The organism is Streptomyces sp. NPDC021225 (assembly GCF_044332865.1).
GTDB lineage: Bacteria > Actinomycetota > Actinomycetes > Streptomycetales > Streptomycetaceae > Streptomyces.
Genome location: NZ_JBIRPV010000012.1, coordinates 129652 through 143411 on the forward strand (window position 1 = coordinate 129652; position 13760 = coordinate 143411).

Annotated in this window: 9 protein-coding genes, 2 tRNA genes and 1 pseudogene; 5 read left to right on the forward strand and 7 right to left on the reverse strand. The window is 72.4% G+C overall.

Annotated elements, in window-relative coordinates; genetic code table 11:
* Positions 1 to 91 precede the first annotated feature (91 nt).
* Positions 92 to 577: an ATP-binding protein gene (locus tag ACH4S9_RS37295; RefSeq protein WP_398376088.1), complete on the forward strand. Its 486-nt coding sequence runs from the start codon at positions 92 to 94 to the stop codon at positions 575 to 577.
* A 520-nt stretch (positions 578 to 1097) separates the two neighbouring features.
* Here the strand turns inward: ACH4S9_RS37295 and ACH4S9_RS37300 are convergent.
* From ACH4S9_RS37300 to ACH4S9_RS37315, 4 genes are all read right to left on the reverse strand, one after another.
* The gene (locus ACH4S9_RS37300; RefSeq protein WP_398376090.1) at positions 1098 to 1406 is read right to left on the reverse strand and encodes a hypothetical protein; all 309 of its coding nucleotides are present in this window, start codon (positions 1404 to 1406) and stop codon (positions 1098 to 1100) included.
* Between the two features lie 151 nt (positions 1407 to 1557).
* A tRNA-Arg gene (locus tag ACH4S9_RS37305) sits at positions 1558 to 1630 on the reverse strand.
* Positions 1631 to 1900: 270 nt separating this feature from the next.
* A tRNA-Ser gene (locus tag ACH4S9_RS37310) sits at positions 1901 to 1990 on the reverse strand.
* Between the two features lie 187 nt (positions 1991 to 2177).
* A complete protein-coding gene (locus ACH4S9_RS37315) occupies positions 2178 to 2318 on the reverse strand; it encodes a hypothetical protein (RefSeq protein WP_358846678.1) in 141 nt (46 codons plus the stop codon).
* Between ACH4S9_RS37315 and ACH4S9_RS37320 the strand changes: the two genes are divergently transcribed.
* Both ACH4S9_RS37320 and ACH4S9_RS37325 read left to right on the forward strand, forming a co-directional pair.
* The gene (locus ACH4S9_RS37320) at positions 2257 to 2646 is read left to right on the forward strand and encodes an SSI family serine proteinase inhibitor (RefSeq protein ID WP_358846676.1); all 390 of its coding nucleotides are present in this window, start codon (positions 2257 to 2259) and stop codon (positions 2644 to 2646) included. The two genes, ACH4S9_RS37315 and ACH4S9_RS37320, sit on opposite strands and share 62 nt — an antisense overlap.
* A 225-nt stretch (positions 2647 to 2871) precedes the next feature.
* On the forward strand, positions 2872 to 7401 hold the full coding sequence (locus ACH4S9_RS37325) for a PAS domain-containing protein (protein ID WP_398376091.1): 4530 nt from the start codon (positions 2872 to 2874) through the stop codon (positions 7399 to 7401).
* Positions 7402 to 7435: 34 nt separating this feature from the next.
* Here ACH4S9_RS37325 and ACH4S9_RS37330 read toward each other — a convergent pair whose 3' ends face one another.
* Positions 7436 to 8095, reverse strand: a complete 660-nt coding sequence (locus tag ACH4S9_RS37330) for a TetR family transcriptional regulator (protein ID WP_358846656.1) — start codon at positions 8093 to 8095, stop codon at positions 7436 to 7438.
* A 285-nt stretch (positions 8096 to 8380) separates the two neighbouring features.
* On the opposite strand from ACH4S9_RS37330, the gene ACH4S9_RS37335 reads away from it, so the two are divergent.
* Both ACH4S9_RS37335 and ACH4S9_RS37340 read left to right on the forward strand, forming a co-directional pair.
* Positions 8381 to 10009: an IS200/IS605 family accessory protein TnpB-related protein gene (locus ACH4S9_RS37335; protein WP_398376093.1), complete on the forward strand. Its 1629-nt coding sequence runs from the start codon at positions 8381 to 8383 to the stop codon at positions 10007 to 10009.
* Between the two features lie 12 nt (positions 10010 to 10021).
* Positions 10022 to 11319, forward strand: a pseudogene (locus ACH4S9_RS37340) (MFS transporter).
* Here the strand turns inward: ACH4S9_RS37340 and ACH4S9_RS37345 are convergent.
* Positions 11291 to 12955 (reverse strand): long-chain fatty acid--CoA ligase, encoded by a 1665-nt coding sequence (locus ACH4S9_RS37345; RefSeq protein WP_398376094.1) that lies wholly within the window; start codon positions 12953 to 12955, stop codon positions 11291 to 11293. The pseudogene ACH4S9_RS37340 and the gene ACH4S9_RS37345 overlap by 29 nt on opposite strands.
* Positions 12956 to 13131: 176 nt before the next feature.
* Complete coding sequence (locus tag ACH4S9_RS37350) at positions 13132 to 13662, reverse strand: SigE family RNA polymerase sigma factor (protein WP_311726116.1); 531 nt, start codon at positions 13660 to 13662, stop codon at positions 13132 to 13134.
* Positions 13663 to 13760 lie beyond the last annotated feature (98 nt).

Sequence of the window (13760 nt, forward strand, 5' to 3'; positions counted from 1 at the left end):
ATCGCGCCAGCTGATGGGGTACCCCAATTCGCACCCACGGGTACCCCATTGAGTGGCCCGAACGGGGCTTCTGACCTGCAAGCTTGTGGCCATGAAGCCAGAGCTGACGAACCCGAGTGAGCGTGAGGTGGTCCGGCGTTGGGCCCGCCATCCACGTTCCGTCGGCCTGGCACGCGCCGACTTGCGTAAGGCCCTGAGTGGTTGGGGTCTGACCACCGTCGAGGAGGTGGCGCTCCTGGTGCTGTCCGAGCTGGTGACGAATGCTGTTCGGCACGCGCGGGTGTCGCCTGGCCGGGAGATCGAAACCCGGTACCTGCTCCAGGGCGAGAGCGTACGGATTGAGGTTCACGATGCTTCGGACGAGTGGCCCAAGCTGAAGATCCCGAGCATTGAAGTTCCCCATGGCAGAGGGCTGGTCCTGGTGGAAGCGCTCGCGGACCGGTGGGGTGTGACCCCGCGCCCGGTGGTCGGCAAGTCGGTGTGGGCCGTGCTGACGGCTCCTGGTTCGGATGTTGGTCAAGGGATGAAGGGTGGGATGCAGCATGGCGAAGCGGACGCCGAGATGGGCGGCACGTGAGGCAGAGATCATCACCGCGTACCGGGACAACATGCGAGTCACAGAGATTCAACGACGGTTCGGCATAGCGAGCACCATGCTCTACGACCTGCTTCACCGCCGAGACGTGCCGCTGCGCTCAGGCGGACGACACGCCCCATGGTGGCAAGGCGGCGCGCTGCTGCCCTAGAGACGGGACGAGGGCTCCCGCGCCTTGGGAAGGACCCGGTAGCCCTCGCCCCTCAACTCCCCTTGGCTCAGTGTCCGTGAGGCAAGCACACATCCTGTGAGCTCCCCCGCCTCACTGACGTCACACACTGCGCCTCGGGGATGGCGGTGGACTCTGCCCCGTCCGCCGTCTGCGGTCCGGCTCTCCGCATCTTCATACCCGACCGGCGGGTGGAGGGCCGGACCGCGCATGAGTGGCCCCCGGCCCTGCCGAAATCACCGCTGATCCCGGGTGCGGCGGGCCTGTCGAGCCATACGGCAGCAGCCCAGCTGATCGGCTTCCGCGCCCACGGCACACCTGGGCGTCGTTGCCTCAAGAAAGCAGGGCCGACGTGGCCATTCGGTGCAGGCGCTGACAGTATCCGAGCTCTTCCGCATCGATGATCATCGGCAGGGCTCGATCAAGGTCCGCGATGCAGTCGCGCAGTATCCGGTGGCGCCCTGCGTCGAGGGAGCCGCCATTGTTCTGCCAGGTGGAAACGCACCCGGCGATGGTCGCGTCGAGCAGCACCACGTCGATACCCGCCGGCTCCGCGCCGCGCAGTCCGGTCGGGAATGGCGCGCTCAGGTGTTCCCGCCACAGACGGGCCAGGGTCGCCTCACACTCACCCGCTCTGCTCATATGGCTCACCTTCCCGTAGATGTTTCGGGCTCAGGCGACGGTGAGCGCTCGCGGTCTTTGATCCACGTGCGCGACGGTTGCTGTCGGGACTGCTGTCAACACATACGCCAGAGGCCCCTTCCGATGTTCGGAAGGGGCCTCTGAGCTGGGGCGCGCTCGGCAGGATTCGAACCTGCAACCTCTTGATCCGTAGTCAAGTGCTCTATCCGTTAAGCTACGAGCGCTTGGCTTCCCGGCGATTTTTCTTGCCGGTCGGCGTTGCGGGGACAACATTACATGACCTGTGGCGTCAGGTGAAATCCGTTTCCCGCACCCCCCCTGACCTGGGAAAACTCTCTTTTGGCGGTCATCCGGAAGATCGGCAGGGGGTGCCGGATGATCACTGTGGTGGGGCAGGTGGGCCACGGATGGGGCAGCGGGCCGGGTGGGGGTGGACGTGCCCGAGGGGAAACGCAGCGGAGCCCCGGCCGCAGGGGCCAGGGCTCCGGTGAGAGCGGAGGCTCCGGGATTTGAACCCGGGATGGGGGGTTACCCCAAACCGCATTAGCAGTGCGGCGCCATAGACCAGACTAGGCGAAGCCTCCATACACACCGACGCTTATTCGCGCGAGCGCGACGCGGTGTGTGCAGATGATGTCACAGCCCAGTGGGATGTCACCAATCGCCGCCTACGGTACTCGGCTGGCAGGGCGCATCGCAAAGCCCTTATGGCGGCGCAACGCGCACGACGGCGGCGCGTTAGAGGGGCAGGGGCAGTGCGCCCCGTCGTGATCACACCTGGAGCGCCCCGATGCCCCTGCTGCACCGCCTGGCCGTCGCCGTCGTCGCGGCGGCCGCCTCCGCCGCCACGATGAACGCCGCCGCCTGGGCCGCGCCCGTGCCGCTGCCTCTGCCGTACGGGGACGGGAGCACCGATCACCTACTGGTCACCGTGTCGCGGATCGGCAGTGCCGCGGACTCCGTCACGTACTCGCTGTCATGCCATCCCACCGGGGGGACGCACCCGGCCGCGCAGGGGGCCTGCGATCAGCTGGACTCGGCGGTGGTGTGGGGGAGGGATCCGTTCGCGCCCGTGCCGCCCGGGGCGATGTGCACGGGGCAGTACGGGGGGCCGGCCACCGCGCAGGTGCGCGGTCATTGGGCGGGGCGGCCGGTGGACGCGCGGTTCTCCCGGGCCAATGGGTGCGAGATCGCTCGATGGGACAGATTTTCCACTGTTTTGCGCCTTCCTGGGAGCTGACCTGAGGATTGGCCGGGACTGGCACGTAACGGGCCCGTAAGGCTCGCCAGGAGGTTTGTCCAGGCGTGCGCCGAGACGCGTACGTCGTGCTGCGACCTCCCTCTCATCTACCGCCGCGTCCGCCCCCGCTGCCCGTAGACTCCCCTGAGGACACTCCACGGATGCGGCGGCACAACGACCGCGAGTGTCGGGCAAGGTGCGGTACATCAGGGAGGAAGCGTCGTCGTGAGCAGCAGGCCATCCCGAGGCGCTGCTCGCCTCGCAGCCATACTCGACGCACTCCCCGACGCGCTGCTGCTGGTGAACTGCAACGGCACGGTCGTCAACGCCAACCACATCGCCCTCGAGACCTTCGAGGTGCCGGGAACGGCGCTCGTCGGCCGCGGTCTGCTGGATCTTCTCCCCTCCTTCGACTCCAATCGCATTCCGGGCTCGATGCGCCGCCCCGACGACCAGGACGAGGCAGGCCGCACCAAGCCGACGCGGATGATGGCGCGGCGCACGGACGGCATGCAGTTCCCCGTCGAGGTCACCAGCGCGAATCTGGAGGACGGCCGGACTCCTTACGCCGACCAGTACAGCTACACCGGCGACGAACTGCTGATGCTCGTCGTGCGCGACCTGACCGGGACGCTCGACACCGAGGCCGAGCTCGCCCGCCAACAGCGCCAGACCGAGATGATCCTGCGCGCGGCGGCGGAGGGCGTGGTCGGCGTGGACACCGAGGGCAAGGTGGTCCTCGTCAACCCGTCCGCGGCGCAGATCCTCGGCTACCGGGCCAGCGACCTGGGCGGTCAGGAGCTTCATCCTCTTGTACACCACTCGCGCCCGGACGGTTCCCCTCTTCCGTACGAGGAGTCCCCGCTCACCGAGACCCTGCGCTCCGGCCGTAAGTACCGGGTGCGCGGCCAGACGCTGTGGGCGAAGGACGGCAGTGCCGTACCGGTCGACCTGACGACCGCGCCCGTGCGGGACGGGGAGCAGCTCGTCGGCGCGGTGATGACCTTCACCGACCGGCGGCCCGAGGAAACCCTCGTGGCGAAGCACGCGGAGGAACTCGAGAGCCTCACGGCCGAGCACGCCGAGGAGCTGAAGAAGCTCACCGCGCGCCACACGGAGGAGCGGGAGAAGCTCACGAAGCAGCTCGCCGAGCAGCGGAAGGAGCTCACCGCCCAGCTCGCCCGGGAGCGGGAGGGACACGCCGAGCGGTACGACGCGCTCGCCGCCCGCAACACCCAGCTGCTGGCCGTGCTCGACCAGTCGCTGCGCGGCCCGCTGCTGGAGCTGCGCGGCGAACTCGCCGTGCTCGCCGACGACCCGGCCGGGCAGCTGTGGCCCGAGGCCAACCAGATCCTGCACCACCTCGCCGCCGGGTACACCCGGATGACCACGCTGGTGGACAACGTCCTGAGCTATCAGCGACTCGACTCGGGCGGCGAGGACTTCACCCGGCACGCGGTCTCCATGGACGAGGTCGTCTCGGCCGGCGTCGAGGGCGCGGTCGAGCTGATCGGCCCCGGGCGGGCGCAGTTCGCCGTGCACGCGCCGCCGATCGAGGCCGAGGTGGACGCGGAGCGGCTGGCGCAGGCGCTGGCCCACCTGATCGCGGACGTGGCCGGGGTCGACTCCACCGGCAAGGCGACCGGGGGCCCGGGCGGTGCTACGGGCGACTCGACCATCGTGGTCGCGGCGGCGCAGCGCGGCGATGTCGTACGGATCGAGGTGCGCGGACCGTACGCGGGCGGCGACCCGGTGCACGAGCCGATCGTCCGCGGGATCGTACGGCGGCACGGGGGCGTGCTACAGACCCACGAGATGCCGGGCATGGGCGGGCACGCGTACGTCCTCGAGGTGCCGATCTCCGCGGCCGCCGCCGAACAGGCGAGGCAGGGCGACAGCGCCGCGGCGGCGGGGCGTACGTCCGGGACCGGGGAGGTACGGAACACCTCCGGCCGGGGCACCTCCGGCGGCGGCGCGGGCACCGGCCGGACGCCGACGGCCGCCGCGGCCGCGGCGGCACAGGCAGGACGGCGCGCGCGGCGCGGCCCGGCGGGCGGACCCGGAAACGGAACGAACGGCGCGGGTACGAACGGCGCGGGTACGAACGGCGCCGGTACAAACGGGGCCGGTACGAGCGGTGCCGCTACTAACGGCGCAGGTACGAACGGAGGCGGCGCCAACGGGGGTGCCGCGCCGCGCACGCCCGGCGCCCAAGGCGCCGATCCCCGCGCCCCGCACGCCGGTTCCGCGCCCCCCGTGTCCGCGCCCGGGAACGACGACACCGCCGATGAGCCGCGCCCGACCGGGCGTCGTCGCGCCCGTCGCCACCCGGACGAAGAACAGCCGGCACCCGCAGCCGCGAACGCCGATACCGACAGCCAGGGTTCGGGGGCCCATCGCCATGCCCGTGGCGGTGCGCCACAGGCCGGTCCGCCGCCCGCCGCGATGGGTCCGGTGCCGCCCCAGGGCATGGCCGGGCAGCCGTCCGCCCCGGGCGGGCGGCGGGCCCGGCGCGGCGCCCCGGCCGAGGCCGGACAGGGGCGTTCCGCTCTCGCGCTGCCGCCCGCGGCGGCCGACGCCGCCCCGCAGGGCGGCGGCTGGCCGGCCGCTCCCGGCCCCGCCACACCCCCGGCCCCCCAAAGCGGCCGGGCCATGCCCGCACTCCCCGCCGCACGCACCCCCGAACAACAACAGAACAACTGGAACCAACCCCAGAACAGCCCCAACGGCGGCCCGGGTCCCATGCCCCCCGCTCAGCCCACCGCCCAGCCCGCCGGGCGGCGGCGGGCCCGGCGCGCGCTCGGCGAGGCGCCCGGACGGGCCGGGGCCGACGAGGCGCAGCCCCAAGGTCAGCCCCAGGCCCAGCCGCAGCCCGCGGGTGACCCGGCCGGCGGCCGGTCCCCGTTCGCGCTGCCGCCCGCGGCGGCCGACCGGACGCCGGAGTCCGCGCTGCCGCCGGAGCTCGGGCCCGTGGGCCTCGTCCCCGCCCAGCACGGAGCGCGGAACCCCCGCGGAGGCGCGGCCCAGGGCGGACCGGCCGGGCCCGGCGCCCAGGCCGCCCAGGGCGGCGTGCCCGTGCCGAGCAGGAGCGGCGGCGGTGGCCTCGCCGTACGAGGCGGCCCCGTACCGCCCAACGCAGCCCCGCAGGGCGGCGGCTGGCCGGCCGCTCCCGGCCCCGCCACACCCCCGGCCCCCCAAGGCGGACGGGCCATGCCCGCACTCCCCGCCGCACGCACCCCCGAACAACAACAGAACAACTGGAACCAACCCCAGAACGACCCGAACGCCGGCCCGGGCGGTCCCTACGGCGCGGACGAGGGTCCGTACGCCCCGGACGACGAGCAGTACGACACGGGCGGCGCCCCGCAGCCCACCGGACGGCGGCGGGCCCGGCGGCCGCTGGCCGACGAACAGCCGGAGCCCGGGGCGCAGGCCGTGCCCGCCATGCCCGCCATGGAGGAGGGCGCAGGGCAGCCCGGTTCCTGGCCGGGCGGCCCCGCGGAGCACCGCCCTCAGCCTCAGCCCCAGCGTCGGCCACAGCAGTTGCCCGCCGCCGAGCCCGCGCCGGGCCCCGACACCACGCAGGGGCGCGCGATCAGCGTGCGCACCCTGGGTCAGGGCGTGCCGTTCGCGCAGCAGGTCTCGGAGCATCACCCGCACAACTCGCAGGCGCAGCTCCAGACGCCGTCCGGCGGCACGGCCGCGGCGGGAGGCCTGGGCAGGCGGCGCAAGCTGGCGGCGAAGCCCGACCCGGCGGGCCAGGCCGCCTCGGCCGAGCTGGAGCCGGTCGGCCACCCCGGCGCTCCCGGCGCCCAGCCGCGCCCCCAGCCAGGGTCCGGGCCAGGGGCAGGGCCGGGGTCAGGGCCTGGGTCCGGGGCGCATCCGCAGCGCCCCGGCTCGCCCCAGAGCTCGGGTCGCGCCTTCGCGATCGGCGCGCCCGACGAGGGCGCCGAGGGCCCGGAGCCGCTGGACGGGCCGAACGGCGCCATCGAGGTCGTCGACGACCGCACTCCGCCGCCCGACGACGAGCTGCCCCCCGAGCCTCTGGACAACCCGCGTCGGCTGCTCGTCTGGCCCGCGCCGGACATGTCCACGCAACAGGCGCTCAGCGACCGCGGCTACCGCCCGGTGATCGTGCACTCGCGCGAGGAGGTGAACGCGCAGATCGCGGCGTACCCGGCCGCGCTGTTCGTCGACCCGCTGACCGGGCCGATCACCCGGACGGCGCTCCAGTCGCTGCGTACCGCCGCGGTCGCCGCCGAGGTGCCGGTGCTGGTGACGGCGGGGCTCGGCCAGGCGTCGCGCGAGGCCGCGTACGGCGCCGACCCGGCCGTGCTGTTCAAGGCGCTCGCCCCGCGCGACAGCGAGCAGCACCCGCCGCGGGTCCTGCTGATCGAGGAACACCAGCCGATCTCGGACGCGCTGACGGCGACGCTGGAGCGGCGCGGCATGCAGGTCGCCCGGGCGGCGACGGACGCGGACGCGGTGGCGCTCGCCGCGCAGATGCGGCCGAATCTGGTGGTGATGGACCTGATGCAGGTGCGCCGCCGACGGGCCGGGATCGTGGACTGGCTGCGCGGGAACGGGCTGCTCAACCGCACCCCGCTGGTCGTCTACACCTCGGCGGACATGGATCCGGCCAATCTGTCGCGACTGAGCTCGGGCGAGACCGTGCTGTTCCTCGCGGAGCGCTCGACGAGCGCGGAGGTGCAGGGCCGGATCGTGGATCTGCTGGCCAAGATCGGCAACAACTGAGGTCCGCCGGGCCCTGTGCCGGCGGACCGCCGCGTCATGAACTGCCGGTGCCGGTGCCGTCCGTTCCGGTGCGGTCCGAGCCGCTGCCGCTCGTGCCGGTGCCGTCCGTGCCGGTGAGGAGACCGACGGCGGTACGGAGCGAATCGCGCAGCCGTGCCGCGGCCTCCTCCGTGTCGCCGAGGAGCAGCTTGCGGATCTGCGAGACGGCCAGGGGCCAGCCCGCCAGCGCGCTGATGATGAACACCAGGTGCTCCGGCGGGAGGTGCCGCTCGATGGCGCCCCGCTCCTGCGCGGCGCCGAAGGCGGCGGCCTTCGAGGCGTAGAAGGCGCGGCGCTGCTCCTGCCGCTCGATCCCGACACCGCCACCGCCGCCGTACTCCAGTCCCTCCCAGAGCATCAGCCGCAGCAGCTCGGGGTGGTCGGCGTGGTAGGCCATCAGCCGGTCCAGATAGTCGCCCGGGTTCTCGGCGTCGGGCGGGACCGCGGCCGCGATGGCCAGCATGGCGTGCTGGACCACCTGCGTGAACAGTTCGGCCTTGTCGCCGAAGTAGGCGTAGATGAGCTGCTTGTTGGCCTTCGCCTCGCGGGCGATGCGGTCGATGCGGGCCCCCGCGATGCCATGGGCGGCGAACTCCGCGGTGGCCGCCGCGAAGATCCGGGCCTTGGTCGCCTCCGCGTCCCTTGCTGGTGCCATGAGCCCAGAGTAACCAACTACCTGGTTGACAACGTTCCCCTGGAGCCACAGACTCGACAACCAACCAGTTGGTTACTTAGCGGCGGACGAGCCCGCACGGAGGGGTTTGGAGCTGCTGCCGGTTGACAGTGCTTGGGCGCGTTTGGGTGTGCATGAGTGAGCATCGACGACCGTGCGACGGGCCTGTGGAGGGAACGGAAGTTCTTGAGTCGAATGCGTGACCTTCACGGGAGGTGCTCGTTGGGTGCAGTGGCGGGGGACTTCGACTCGTGTAGGGGGTGGGGGATGGGTCGGCTGCGCGAGGTGGCGGCGCCGTTCGTGGCCCCCGGCCCGACCGGGGTGGCCATCCGCGGCAGCCTCAAGGGCCTGACCGGGCAGGACGAGGAGGTCCTACGCCTGGTCGGTAGTCTGCTGGGCTCGCTGGCCTCCCGTGACCTGAAGGCCCGCTGCGCGGCTGGGCTGGAGCATGACAGTGATCAGTGGGCGCAGCGCAAGCGGGCTTTGACCAGGGAGGCCTCCTCGCGGTGGGCGGGCAGCATCACGAAAACCACGAATGATCAGTGGGCACTGGCCCGGCGCGGTCAGCTCGCGCATATCCAGAGCCTCCAGGCAGGCATCGATACGATCGCTCGTCGGCTGTCGCTCCCGGTTGGGGCGAAGGGTTCCCAGGGCTCGCCGGGTGGTTACCGCTCCCGGCAGGAGTGGTTCGCCAAGTCGAGGCGCCTGCACCTGCTCGAGGACCGGCTGGAGCGGGAGCGGGCCGACCGTGCGGCCGGGCGGGTGCGGGTGGTGCGCGGTGGCAGGAAGCCGCTGCGCAACCGCCACAACCTCCAAGCCGGCCAGCTTTCCGAGGCGCAGTGGCGGGAGCGGTGGGAGGCCGAGCGCTGGTTCCTCCAGGCCGATGGCGAGTCGGGGAAGGGCTGCGGAAACGAGACGATCCGCGTCACCCCGAACGGTGAGGTGAGCATCAAGCTTCCGGCGCCACTGGCCACATTGGCGAACGCGCCCCACGGCCGGTACGTACTCGCCTGCCGGGTCCACTTCCGGCATCGGGGCGCGCAGTGGGCCGACCGTATCGCGGCGAACCGGGCCGTGGCGTACCGCATCCACTTCGACGTGGGGCGTGGCCGCTGGTACTTGACTGCTTCCTGGCAGATCCTGCCCGTGAGGACAGAGCCGCTGGAGGCGGCCCGCTCCGGCGGGCTGATCGGCGTGGACATGAACGCCGACCATCTGGCCGCCTGGCGCCTGGACGCCCACGGCAACCCCGTCGGCGAACCCCACAGGTTCGACTACGACCTGTCTGGCAGCGCACCGCACCGGGACGCGCAGGTGCGGCACGCCCTCATCCGCCTCCTGCACTGGGCCCAACGCCACAGTGTCGCCATCGCGATCGAGGACCTGGACTTCCAGGCGGAGAAGACCCGCGAGAAGCACGGGCGACGCAAGCGATTCCGCAAGCTGATCTCCGGCATACCCGTGAGCAAGCTGCGCAGCAGACTGGTGTCCATGGCAGCCGAACTCGGCATCACCGTCATGGCCGTCGACCCCGCCTACACCTCCCGCTGGGGCGCCCAGCACTGGCAAAAACCCCTCACCACCAAAACCCGCAAGACCACCCGCCACGACGCCGCCGCCGTGGCCATCGGACGGCGCGCCCTGGGATGCCCGATCCGGCGACGGACACAACCGCCCCCACAGCACCGGAGCGATGCTGCGGGGCATCGGAGCGTCCAGGCCGCATCGGGCGTCCTGGGGCGTGAGGAAACCCGCCCCCGCATTCCCGGACCACGGACACGATCCGCCGGCGCCGGACGCGGAGCGAAAGCGGGGAACCAGTGTGCCCACAACCGTTCGGGGCACACGGCTGAGCATGGGTTCTGGCACCAGGACTCACTCCCGCTCAGTCTCTAGGAACGGTTGGCGATGACGGCTACAGACGCAAACAGGGACAGGGGCCGGGGCAGGGCTACGGATACGGATACGGATACGGATACGGTCACGCCGACCGCCATCAGCACCCCCGCCCGCCGCGGCACCCCGCCCACCGGCGTGTTCCTCGCGGTCATCGCCCTGTGCACCGCCGTGACCGCCGCCAACATCTACCTCGCCGCGCCGCTCCTCGACCTGATCGCCCGCGACCTCGGCGTCGCCCCGTCGGCCGCCGGGTGGATCGCCTCCGTCGCCCAGCTCGGCTACGCGGCCGGGCTGCTGCTCTTCGCGCCCTCGGGGACACCGCCGACCGCCGCCGCCTCGTCGGCGCGCTGTCCGCCGCGGCGGGCGTGGCCCTGGTCGTCGCGGGGCTGGCGCCGGGGCTGCCCGCGCTCGGTGCCGCCGTGTTCGCGGCCGGCGCCGCCACGGTCGTACCGCAGCTGCTGGTGCCGCTCGTCGCCGAGCGCGCACCCGCCGAGCGGCGCGGCCGCCACCTCGGCGTGGTCGTCGCGGGGCTGTTCGCCGGAGTGGTCGCGGCCCGGGTGCTGGGCGGGCTCGCCGGGCAGGCGTACGGCTGGCGCGCGGTCTTCCTCGGCGCGGCGGGCCTCACCGCGCTCATCGGCCTGGCGACGGCCGCGCTGCTGCCGGCCGAGACCCGCCCGCGGACGAAGAGCGACCCGCCGGCGGTCCTCAAGGGCGTCGCCCGGGTGCCCCGGGTGCTCGCCGCCTCGGCCGAGGTGCGGAGCGCGTGCCTGCGGCAGGGCGGGATGTACGGGGCGTGGAGCGCCCTGTGGACGGCCCTGGCCCTGCTGCTCACGGGGCCCGGCTACGGGATGTCGACGGGCGCGGCCGGGCTGTTCGGCCTCTTCGGGCTGACCGCGAGCGCCATGGGGCCGCTGTCCGGCGGGCTGGTGGACCGGTTCGGCGTGACCCGGGTGGTCGGCGCCGCGTACGTGCTCGCCGCCTCGTCCGTACCGCTCTTCTGGCTCGGCGGCTCGCGGATCTGGGCGCTGTGCGTGGCGGCGGTACTGCTGCACGCCGAGCTGATGACGGGACAGGTCGCCAACCAGACCCGGGCCCTGACCGCGACCTCCTCCCCGGCCGCGGCCAACACCGCCTACATCGTCGCCGCGTTCGTCGGCGGAGCGGCCGCCTCCGCGCTCGCGGCGCCGGCGTACGGGCACTGGGGCTGGGGCGGGGTGTGCGCCGTCGCCGCCTGCTGGCTGGTCCTGGGCTGGCTGGGCGCCGCCCGGCGCCCCGGCCTCACGCCCCGGACGGGTCGAGCTGCGTGACGTCCAGCTCGCCGTCCGCGTACCGCCTGCGGATCACCTTCTTGTCGAACTTCCCGACGCTGGTCTTCGGCACCTCCTCGATCAGCGCCCAGCGCTCCGGCAGCTGCCAGTGCGCGATCCGCTCGGCGAGGAACGCCCGGAGCGTCTCGTAGCCGACCCCGGTGCCGTCCTTCAGCACCACCGTCGCCAGCGGGCGCTCCCCCCACTTCTCGTCCGGCACCGCCACCACCGCCGCCTCGGCGACATCGGGATGGGCCATCAGGTGGTTCTCCAGCTCCACCGACGAAATCCATTCACCGCCCGACTTGATGACGTCCTTCGCCCGGTCCGTCAGCGTCAGGAAGCCGTCCTCCGAGATGGCGCCGACATCGCCGGTCTTCAGCCAGCCGTCCGGCGTGAACTTGTCCTCCGGGCGGAAGGGCTCGCCGTCTGCCCCGCCGAAGTACGCACCCGCGATCCACGGGCCGCGCACCTCCAGCTCGCCCACCGAACTGCCGTCCCACGGCACGAGCCCGCCGGCGGCCGCGGTCAGCCGGTACTCCACGGATGCCGGGAACCGGCCCTGGGACACCCGGTACGGCCACTCCTCCTCCGCCGTGAGACCGCCGGGCGGATGGGCCACGGAGCCGAGCGGCGAGAGCTCCGTCATGCCCCAGGCGTGCACGACCCGGATGCCGTGCCGCTCCTCGAACGCCCTCATCAGGGACGGCGGGCAGGTCGACCCGCCGATGTAGACCTCGCGCAGGCTGGACACGTCCCGCGGCCTCGCGTCCAGCTCGGACAGCAGGCCCTGCCAGATGGTGGGGACGGCGGCGCTGAGGGTGGGCCGGACCGACTCGATCATGTCGGCGAGCGGCGCGGGCTGGAGAAAGCGGTCGGGCATCAGGATGGAGGCGCCCCCCATGAAGGCGGCGTGCGGAGTGCCCCACGCGTTTGCGTGGAACATCGGCACCACCGGCAGCAGGGTGTCCCGCGCGGACAGGCAGAAGCCCTCCATGCTGTTGATCTGCATCGAGTGCAGATAGATCGAACGGTGGCTGTAGGCCACGCCCTTGGGGTCGCCGGTGGTGCCGGAGGTGTAGCACAGCGCCGCGGCCCGGCGCTCGTCGGTGACGGGCCAGGGGTAGCGCGTGGATCGGCCCTCGATCAGCTCCTCGTAGTCGTGGACGGCGGCGCGACAGCCGTCCAGTACGGAGCGGTCTCCCGGCCCGGTGACGACCACGTGCTCGACGGACGTGAGCAGCGGCAGCAGCGGGGCGAGCAGCGGCAGCAGCGAGCCGTTGACAATGATCACGCGGTCGGCGGCGTGGTTGACGATCCAGGTCAGCTGGTCGGCGGGCAGCCGGAGATTGAGGGTGTGCAGCACGGCGCCCATCGAGGGCACCGCCAGATACGCCTCCAGATGCTCACAGTTGTTCCACATGAGCGAGCCCACGACCTGGCCCTCTTCGACCCCGAGCTCTTCGTGCAGGGCGTTCGCGAGCTGGGTGGACCGCAGGGCCACGTCGCGGAAGGTACGGCGCTGCGGCTCGCCGTCACCGGTCCAGGTGATCACCTGGGCCTTGCCGTGCACCTGTGCCCCGTGGACGAGGATGCGGGTCACGGTCAGCGGTACGTCCTGCATCGTGCTGAGCACCGGGGCCTCCAGGGGTGGTTCCGGTTACGCGCGGGTCGAGGTGTCCGCCGATTGTGCAGCCGACCGGGCGGTATGTCACTACCTGGTGGTCACGACACCCAACTCCCTCCCCTGACCACGCCGCCCGAGCTCAGGCCGCCCGCGCTCAGGCAGCCCGCGCTCAGGCAGCCCTGGGCTCAGGCAGCCCGAGTGAGCGCCGGGTCCTCGCGCAGCTTGCCGAGCGCGCGCGAGACGGCGCTCTTGACCGTGCCCACGGAGACGCCCAGTACCTCCGCCGTCTGAGCCTCGCTCAGGTCCTCGTAATACCTGAGGACGAGCATGGCCCGCTGCCGGTCCGGCAGCCGCAGCACCGCGCGCCACATCGCGTCCCGCAACACCTGCTGTTCGGCGGGGTCCGGAACGGGAACCGGGTCCGGCTCGGGCAGTTCCTCGCACACGAACTCGTCGACCTTGCGCTTGCGCCACTGCGAGGTCCGCGTGTTCACCAGCGCCCGGCGGACATACCCGTCCAGCGCGTTGTGGTCCTCTATCCGCTCCCACGCCAGATATGTCTTCGTCAGCGCGGTCTGTAGCAGGTCCTCCGCGTCCCAGGCGTTGGCGCTCAGCGAACGGGCGGTGCGCAGCAACACCGGTCCCCGCGCCCGCACATATGACGCGAAACACGGAAAGGCGGCGGTGGACGCGCCGGTGCACACACTCGTGGTCATACCTCCCACGCTAGGAGCGGGCCGCGGGCCAGGGATCCGCCGTAAGTGCCGAAGACGCCTCAGCCTCAGGTTGTAGGGGTAGGGCTGGCACCACCTCC

Bases quoted from the DNA above. Each gene is read 5' to 3' on its own strand.
- ACH4S9_RS37295 (WP_398376088.1), top strand. From the start codon at position 92: ATGAAGCCAGAGCTGACGAACCCGAGTGAGCGTGAGGTGGTCCGGCGT.
- ACH4S9_RS37300 (WP_398376090.1), bottom strand. From the start codon at position 1,406: ATGAGCAGAGCGGGTGAGTGTGAGGCGACCCTGGCCCGTCTGTGGCGG.
- ACH4S9_RS37320 (WP_358846676.1), top strand. From the start codon at position 2,257: ATGAACGCCGCCGCCTGGGCCGCGCCCGTGCCGCTGCCTCTGCCGTAC.
- ACH4S9_RS37330 (WP_358846656.1), bottom strand. From the start codon at position 8,095: ATGGCACCAGCAAGGGACGCGGAGGCGACCAAGGCCCGGATCTTCGCG.
- ACH4S9_RS37335 (WP_398376093.1), top strand. From the start codon at position 8,381: ATGGGTCGGCTGCGCGAGGTGGCGGCGCCGTTCGTGGCCCCCGGCCCG.
- ACH4S9_RS37350 (WP_311726116.1), bottom strand. From the start codon at position 13,662: ATGACCACGAGTGTGTGCACCGGCGCGTCCACCGCCGCCTTTCCGTGT.